The organism is Psychromonas hadalis ATCC BAA-638, from assembly GCF_000420245.1.
In the GTDB taxonomy this organism is placed as follows: Bacteria; Pseudomonadota; Gammaproteobacteria; order Enterobacterales; family Psychromonadaceae; genus Psychromonas; species Psychromonas hadalis.
In genome coordinates this window covers 1-6,367 of sequence record NZ_ATUO01000189.1, presented here as the reverse complement: position 1 = coordinate 6,367, position 6,367 = coordinate 1, and the positions used below count along the sequence as shown (strand labels likewise).

Below are 6,367 nucleotides of genomic sequence, written 5' to 3'. Positions count from 1 at the left end.
CAAAATAATCAGTTAGTTAAGATTTTTTGAAATCAATTTAGAGTAAGTTAATTTGTAACGATTCAGGATCGGCTTCAAAATTACTTGATCTTTTGTTTTCAAAATAACCCGTCATTCAAGGTTTTTTGAAAACAATTAGAGCAAGTTATTTAGTCACGATCTCTAAAGGCACAATAAAAAAGACGTTTAACTAAAAAGGTGCCTCGGCACCTTTTTTATTGCCTATTAAAAATTAATGCATATCAATTTATGAGTTAAAAGTGATGCTTTCTTCTTGAATTATAAGAAAAATGTATCAGACTTAAAGGCAGTTAAATTTGTTATGTTCTATAAAGTGAGATTACCCTATGAGCAATAAAAAAATCATTTCCACGGCTAAAGCACCTTCTGCAATTGGTCCCTATTCACAAGCTAATCAAATTGGTAATTTAGTCTTTACCTCTGGGCAGATACCACTTGTTCCTGAGACGATGGAAGTGATTGAAGGCGGTATTACCGAGCAAACCGAGCAAGTGATGCGTAATCTATTTGCAGTGCTACATAAAGCCAAAGCATCAGCCGCTACGATTGTAAAAACAACCTGTTATCTGAAGGATATGAACGATTTTGCCGCTTTTAATGACGTTTATGGTAAATATTTTCCCGATTTTTCACCTGCAAGATCATGTGTAGAGGTCGCTCGTTTACCAAAAGATGTATTAGTTGAAGTTGAAGCGATTGCAGTGACTGCGTTAAAAGAAGATGAATAAACGATTAAAATTTGCAGTTGTTGTCTCCGGTGCCCCTTATGGCGCGCAAGGGGCAAGCAGTGCTTACCAATTTTGTTGTGCCACATTACAAGCAGGTCATAACATTGTTGGGGTGTTTTTTTATCAAGAGGGGGTACTTAATGCCAGCCAACTAGTTAGCCCTGCCAGTGATGAAATTAACCTGCCCGATTTTTGGGCAAAGCTTGCACTGCAATACCAATTCCCGTTGGAGGTTTGTGTTTCCGCTTCACTACGCCGTGGTATTGTTAATGAGCTTGAAGCAAAACAATTAGCATTGAGTCAATTTAACCTTAAAGCCCCCTTTGTGTTGAGTGGCTTAGGGCAACTTGCAGAGCTTAGTGCAAAAGCCGATAGATTGGTGCAATTTTTATGAAGGAAAGGGGAATGATTGAAAAAAAAATAGGCATTATCAACCGGTGCTTACCCCATGGTAGCGCGCAAGGGCGTGAATCGTTGGATCTGACTTTAGCGATGTCCGCTTTTAATGAATCATTGTCGCTATTTTTTATTGGCGATGGTGTTTACCAACTGCTTGATGGGCATGATCCTACCGAGTGTTTACAGAAACATTTTCAACCGCTATTTAAAATGCTTGAACTCTATGATGTAGAAAATATCTATGTCTGCCAGCAATCACTGTTACAACGCGCGATTACAGAAGATCAGTTGATGATAGAGGTCACCTCCGTAGATACACAAACATTAAAAACCAACCTTGCTTTGCAAGATCAACTATTAAGCTTCTAATATGTCGATATTACACACAGTGAACAGCTCACCTTTTCAGACACTCGCATTGCAACAGTGCCTCGCTATATTAGGCGAGCAAGATAGTTTGTTATTAATAGAAGATGGCGTGGTTGCCTGTCAGGCAAAACATGCTGACTTCTTAGCGTTAAGTGAGTTAGCCAAACAAGGTCAATTAATGGTGCTAGAGGCCGATCTGCAAGCGCGTGGTATTAGCGCTCGCATCGGTAAGTCATGCAGTTATTTGCAGTTTGTAGAGCTAGTGGCTGGGCATAAAAGCCAGATGGCGTGGTGAAAATAAAATCAGACCGTTGAGGTTTGTAAGAGTATTCTTATTTTTAACCTATCAGTAATTCACTTCCTATTTTTTCTGTGATCAAAAACACAATTGCTTAATTATTGACTCCTATTTCTAATCAGCGTAAACTCTTGCGACCCTAAATATTAGGGTTTGATTTTTCACACACAAATTAGGAGCTATTTAAAAATGGCAACAATTTCACAATTGGTACGTAAACCGCGTAAGGACAAAGTTGTAAAAACTAAAGTTCCTGCGCTAGAAGCGTGCCCACAAAAACGTGGTGTATGTACTCGTGTATATACAACTACTCCAAAAAAACCTAACTCAGCGATGCGTAAAGTTGCTCGTGTACGTCTAACTAACGGTTATGAAGTAACTTCATACATCGGTGGTGAAGGCCATAACTTGCAAGAACATAGTGTAATCTTGATCCGTGGCGGTCGTGTAAAAGATTTACCGGGTGTTCGTTACCACACAGTTCGTGGTGCACTTGATACTTCAGGTGTTGCGGATCGTCGTCAAGGTCGTTCTAAATACGGTACTAAAAGACCTAAGTCTTAAGTATTTCCGTAAGTAAGGCCAAACAAACACTATTTTAATTTAATATGTTTTGGGTAAATTCCTGAAGCACACGGAGATATAAGATGCCAAGAAGACGCGTCATAGCTACTCGTAAAGTACTTCCAGATCCTAAATTTGGATCAGAAGTACTAACAAAATTCATCAACGTTGTAATGGTTGATGGTAAAAAATCTATTTCAGAAAAAATTGTATATGTTGCATTAGAAGTAGCTTCTAAAAAAACTGAGAAAGATTCATTAGAGCTTTTTGAAAATGCTCTAGAAAACATCCGCCCAAGTGTCGAAGTTAAATCTCGTCGCGTTGGTGGTTCAACATACCAAGTTCCTGTAGAAGTTCGCCCTTCTCGTCGTAATGCGTTAGCAATGCGTTGGTTAGTTGAAGCTTCTCGTAAGCGTGGTGAAAAATCAATGGCATTACGTCTAGCTGGTGAGCTAGTTGATGCAGCAGATAACAAAGGTTCTGCGGTTAAGAAACGTGAAGACGTTCATCGCATGGCTGACGCTAACAAAGCGTTTGCTCACTACCGTTGGTAGAATCTTAACGCAGGCAATGGCTTGCGTTTTTTGCTTTAAAAAAATTATAGTTAGTATTTAAAGGACATCATGGCACGTACAACACCCATTGAGCAGTACCGAAATATCGGTATTATTGCTCATGTAGATGCGGGAAAAACTACAACGACTGAACGTATTTTGTTCTACACAGGAATCTCTCACCGAATGGGTGAGGTGCATGACGGTGCAGCAACAATGGACTGGATGGAGCAGGAGCAGGAGCGTGGTATCACTATCACCGCGGCTGCGACGACAACATTCTGGTCGGGTATGGATGGTCAGTTTACTAAGCACCGCATCAATATCATTGATACACCTGGGCATGTAGACTTCACCATTGAAGTTGAACGCTCGTTGCGTGTACTTGATGGTGCAGTGGTGGTGTTTTGTGCCGCCTCAGGTGTTGAGCCTCAATCAGAAACTGTTTGGCGTCAAGCGAATAAATACCACGTCCCACGACTTGTATTTGTAAACAAGATGGACCGAACAGGGGCTGATTTTGAGGCGGTTGTTGAACAAATTCGTGATCGCTTAGGCGTTATTTGTGTCCCTATTCATTTGAATGTGGGCGTGGAAGAGTCGTTTAGCGGTGTGATTGACCTCATTAAGATGAAGTTAATCAACTGGTCAGAAGCAGATAAAGGCATGACGTTTGAATATCACGATATTCCAGATGAATTGCTTGAACAAGCTGAAATGATGCACGAAGAGCTTGCGGAAGCTGCGGCTGAAGCAAATGATGAACTGATGGAAAAGTACCTTGAAGAGGGAGAACTTTCCATTAAAGAGATCAAACAGGGTTTACGTCAACGTACGTTAAACAATGAAATTGTATTAGCTACTTGCGGTAGTGCTTTTAAAAATAAAGGCGTACAAGCAGTACTTGATGCTGTGATTGATTTCTTACCCTCTCCGACTGAAGTCGAAGCCATTAAAGGCATCGATGACAAAGGAAATGAGATCATATGTCCTGCTGACGATGACGCGCCTTTTGCAGCGCTGGCATTTAAAATTGCTACTGACCCCTTTGTGGGTTCGTTGACATTTATGCGTGTCTATTCTGGTGTGGTTAATTCAGGTGATCATGTTTATAACTCAGTAAAACAGAAGCGTGAACGTTTTGGCCGTATCGTACAGATGCACGCCAATGAGCGTAATGAGATCAAAGAGGTGCGCGCTGGCGATATCGCTGCTGCAATCGGCCTTAAAGATGTCACTACGGGTGATACGTTATGTAGTGCTGATCATAAAGTGATCCTTGAACGTATGGAGTTTCCTGAACCGGTGATTCAGATTGCGGTTGAACCTCGTACTAAGGTTGACCAAGATAAGCTGAATATCGCACTGGAAAAACTGTCAGCAGAAGATCCTTCATTTCGTGTTGAAACAAATGAAGAAACAGGACAAATACTACTCTCTGGCATGGGTGAGCTTCACCTAGATATAATCGTAGATCGTATGCGCCGTGAGTTTAGTGTTAACTGCAACGTGGGTAAACCGCAAGTTGCATACCGTGAAACCATCCGTAAAACGGTTGAGATCGAAGGTAAATTTATTCGTCAAGGCGAAGGGCCGAGCCAATATGGCCACGTCATTCTCAAACTTGAACCGCTTGAAGCGGGTGCAGGTTTTGAATTTGTTAATGAGATAACAGATAAATGTATTCCCAAAGAGTACTTTGCTGCGATTAACAAAGGCTGTAGCGAACAGATGGACCAAGGTGTGTTAGCGGGTTATCCGATGCTTGATATTCGTGTGACACTGCTGGGTGGTTCATACCACGAAACAGATTCGCAAGAGATGTCATTCAAAGTTGCAGCTATGTTAGGTTTCAGAGAGGGCGCATTAAAAGCGGATGCAACCATACTTGAACCTTTAATGAAAGTTGAAGTCACTACGCCAGAAAATTGGATGGGTGATGTTGTGGGCGACCTTAACCGTCGTCGTGGTATGATTGAAGGTATGGACGAGGGCCCAGGTGGCGTTAAAATCGTACATGCCAAAGTACCGCTTGCAGAGATGTTTGGTTATGCAACCTCACTGCGCTCTGCAACGCAAGGACGTGCTTCATATTCAATGGAATTTGTTGAATATGGCGATGCGCCTAAAAAAATAGCTAACGCAATTATTGAAGCGAAATAAAAAATAAACTAAACTATCACCTCCCCATGTGATCGCACGTGGATAGGTATTAACTGAATGAGAAGGTACACACTGTGTCTAAAGAAAAATTTGAACGTAATAAACCGCATGTAAACGTTGGTACAATTGGCCACGTCGATCACGGTAAAACAACTCTAACTGCTGCTATCACGCATGTTCTAGCTAAGAGAAATGGCGGAGAAGCTAAAGATTTCGCATCTATCGATAATGCACCAGAAGAGCGCGAACGTGGTATCACAATCTCAACTTCTCACGTTGAGTACGATACTGATGCACGTCACTATGCACACGTAGATTGTCCTGGACATGCCGATTATGTTAAAAACATGATCACGGGTGCAGCACAAATGGATGGTGGTATTCTTGTTGTTGCTGCAACAGATGGCCCTATGCCTCAAACTCGTGAGCACATCCTACTTGCACGTCAAGTTGGTGTTCCACACTTAATCGTATTCATGAACAAATGTGACATGGTTGACGATGAAGAGCTTCTTGAGCTAGTAGAAATGGAAGTTCGTGAACTTCTTAGCGAATATGACTTCCCAGGTGATGATATCCCTGTTATTCAAGGTTCTGCTCTTAAAGCACTTGAAGGCGATCCAGCATGGGAAGAAAAAATTATGGAACTAGCTGACGCGCTAGATAATTACTTCCCTCTTCCTGTGCGTGATATCGACAAACCATTCATTCTTCCAATCGAAGATGTATTCTCAATCTCAGGCCGTGGTACTGTTGTAACGGGTCGTGTTGAACGTGGCATCGTTAAAATTGGTGAAGAAGTAGAAATCATTGGTCTTAAAGACACGGTTAAATCTACTTGTACTGGTGTTGAAATGTTCCGTAAATTGCTTGACGAAGGTCGTGCTGGCGAAAACGTTGGTGTTCTTTTACGTGGTATTAAACGTGAAGAGATCGAACGTGGTCAAGTTCTTGCTGCACCGGGTTCAATTACTCCGCATAGCAAATTCGAGTCTGAAGTATACATCCTAAGCAAAGATGAGGGTGGTCGTCACACTCCTTTCTTTAAAGGTTACCGTCCACAGTTCTACTTCCGTACAACTGACATCACAGGCGCTGTAGAGCTTCCTGAAGGTGTTGAAATGGTAATGCCTGGTGATAACCTTAAATTCGTTGTTGAGCTAATTGCTCCAATCGCAATGGATGAAGGTCTACGTTTTGCTATCCGTGAAGGTGGCCGTACTGTAGGTGCTGGTGTTGTTTCAACAATCATCGAGTAATATTGCCGCTTT

The 6,367-nt window shown here is 41.8% G+C and carries 8 protein-coding genes; all 8 read left to right on the top strand.

Annotated features, from left to right (window positions below; translation table 11 throughout):
- Nucleotides 1-347: 347 nt before the first annotated feature.
- The gene (locus tag G322_RS0116740; protein WP_022942861.1) at nucleotides 348-749 is read left to right on the top strand and encodes a RidA family protein; all 402 of its coding nucleotides are present in this window, start codon (nucleotides 348-350) and stop codon (nucleotides 747-749) included.
- Nucleotides 742-1,143: a sulfurtransferase complex subunit TusD gene (gene tusD / locus G322_RS0116735; RefSeq protein WP_022942860.1), complete on the top strand. Its 402-nt coding sequence runs from the start codon at nucleotides 742-744 to the stop codon at nucleotides 1,141-1,143. The genes G322_RS0116740 and tusD overlap by 8 nt, the downstream gene beginning before the upstream one ends.
- An 11-nt stretch (nucleotides 1,144-1,154) precedes the next feature.
- Nucleotides 1,155-1,517 (top strand): sulfurtransferase complex subunit TusC, encoded by a 363-nt coding sequence (gene tusC / locus G322_RS0116730; RefSeq protein WP_022942859.1) that lies wholly within the window; start codon nucleotides 1,155-1,157, stop codon nucleotides 1,515-1,517.
- A 1-nt stretch (nucleotide 1,518) separates the two neighbouring features.
- Entirely contained in the window at nucleotides 1,519-1,812 is a 294-nt protein-coding gene (tusB, locus tag G322_RS0116725) for a sulfurtransferase complex subunit TusB (protein WP_022942858.1), read from the top strand.
- 192 nt (nucleotides 1,813-2,004) lie between these two features.
- Nucleotides 2,005-2,379 (top strand): 30S ribosomal protein S12, encoded by a 375-nt coding sequence (rpsL, locus tag G322_RS0116720; RefSeq protein ID WP_022942857.1) that lies wholly within the window; start codon nucleotides 2,005-2,007, stop codon nucleotides 2,377-2,379.
- Between the two features lie 83 nt (nucleotides 2,380-2,462).
- Nucleotides 2,463-2,933 carry a 30S ribosomal protein S7 gene (gene rpsG, locus G322_RS0116715; protein ID WP_022942856.1) on the top strand — a complete coding sequence of 157 codons (471 nt, stop codon included), beginning with the start codon at nucleotides 2,463-2,465 and terminating at the stop codon, nucleotides 2,931-2,933.
- Between the two features lie 69 nt (nucleotides 2,934-3,002).
- Nucleotides 3,003-5,096, top strand: coding sequence for an elongation factor G (gene fusA / locus G322_RS0116710; RefSeq protein WP_022942855.1), 2,094 nt, complete (start codon nucleotides 3,003-3,005; stop codon nucleotides 5,094-5,096).
- Between the two features lie 74 nt (nucleotides 5,097-5,170).
- Nucleotides 5,171-6,355, top strand: coding sequence for an elongation factor Tu (gene tuf / locus G322_RS0116705; RefSeq protein ID WP_022942854.1), 1,185 nt, complete (start codon nucleotides 5,171-5,173; stop codon nucleotides 6,353-6,355).
- Nucleotides 6,356-6,367: the final 12 nt, after the last annotated feature.

Excerpts from the sequence above, each read along its gene's own strand:
- tusB (WP_022942858.1), top strand. The coding sequence starts at position 1,519 with ATGTCGATATTACACACAGTGAACAGCTCACCTTTTCAGACACTCGCA.
- rpsG (WP_022942856.1), top strand. The coding sequence starts at position 2,463 with ATGCCAAGAAGACGCGTCATAGCTACTCGTAAAGTACTTCCAGATCCT.
- rpsL (WP_022942857.1), top strand. The coding sequence starts at position 2,005 with ATGGCAACAATTTCACAATTGGTACGTAAACCGCGTAAGGACAAAGTT.
- G322_RS0116740 (WP_022942861.1), top strand. The coding sequence starts at position 348 with ATGAGCAATAAAAAAATCATTTCCACGGCTAAAGCACCTTCTGCAATT.
- tusD (WP_022942860.1), top strand. The coding sequence starts at position 742 with ATGAATAAACGATTAAAATTTGCAGTTGTTGTCTCCGGTGCCCCTTAT.
- tusC (WP_022942859.1), top strand. The coding sequence starts at position 1,155 with ATGATTGAAAAAAAAATAGGCATTATCAACCGGTGCTTACCCCATGGT.
- fusA (WP_022942855.1), top strand. The coding sequence starts at position 3,003 with ATGGCACGTACAACACCCATTGAGCAGTACCGAAATATCGGTATTATT.